This window comes from Rhizobacter sp. P3_B12, from assembly GCF_056402895.1.
On sequence record NZ_JBFUGN010001443.1, the window covers coordinates 1 to 1,104 of the forward strand.

Here is a 1,104-nt window from a genome sequence, read left to right on the forward strand (position 1 = left end):
ACGCGCGGCGTGCAGACCGGTGATCCGTTCGGCAACCGGCCGGCCAGCCCGCTGATCAAGGCGTCCGGCGAGCGCGGCATTGCCGGCCGCATCGGGCGGCTGTTCGGGGTCTTCAAGTCGTCGGGTTGAGGGCTGTGCGTAGCCCGGATGCCAATCCGGGATGCGGCTTTCCGAATGAGCGACGATTCCCGGATTGGCATCCGGGCTACATTGCCAGCCCATGCCCGTTCCCACCGACACGCTGCTCGGCGACCTGCTGAAGCGGGTCTCCCGATCGTTCTACCTGAGCCTGCGCATGCTGCCGCCGGGCTTGCGCGCGCCGGTCAGCCTGGCTTACCTGCTCGCGCGCGCGGCTGACACCCTCGCCGACACGCCCGGCCGCCCGGCCCCGCAACGGCTGGCGCAACTGCTGTCGTGGCGCGCCCAGGTGGCCGGCACCTCGCCGACGCAGGCGATCGATGCCGGCAGCCCGGCCGATGCCGGCGAGGCCGCGCTGATGACTGCGCTGCCCGAGGCGCTCGACCTGCTGCGCCGCCAGCAGCCCGCCGACATCGCCGACATCCGCCGCGTGGTCACGACGCTGACCGACGGCATGTGCTTCGACCTGCAGCACTTCGAACACGGCCGCGCCGGCGCGCCGTTGCCGCTGCAGACCCGCGCCGAGCTGGATCGCTACACCTACCTGGTGGCCGGCTGCGTCGGCGAGTTCTGGACCGACATCGCGATGCGCCACCGGCCCGAGCTGCAGGCGTGGCCGCGCGACGCGAGGGTCGCGCAGGGCGTCGCCTACGGCCAGGCGCTGCAGCTGACGAACGTGCTGCGCGATGCCGCCGAAGACCTCGCGAACGGCCGCTGCTACCTGCCCGCCGAGCTGCTCGCGCAACACGGCCTGCAGGTCGGCGACCTGATCGATCCGGCGCGCCGCGCGGCGGCCCGGCCGCTGCTGCTGGCACTGAGCGCGCAGGCGCTGGCCGGCTACCGCGCCGGCGCCGGCTATGTGCTGCAGATCCCCGCGAGCAGCCTGCGCCTGCGGCTCGCGTCGCTGTGGCCGCTGATGCTCGGGCTCGCGTCGATCGAGCTGCTGCTCAGCGCGCCGGGCTGGCT

Annotated in this window: 1 protein-coding gene; it reads left to right on the plus strand. The window is 73.4% G+C overall.

Annotation, left to right across the window (positions count from 1 at the left end; all coding sequences use genetic code 11):
* Nucleotides 1-220 precede the first annotated feature (220 nt).
* Nucleotides 221-1,104, plus strand: an 884-nt coding sequence (locus AC1D01_RS35935; protein ID WP_477874479.1) for a phytoene/squalene synthase family protein, incomplete at its 3' end; no start/stop codon positions are given.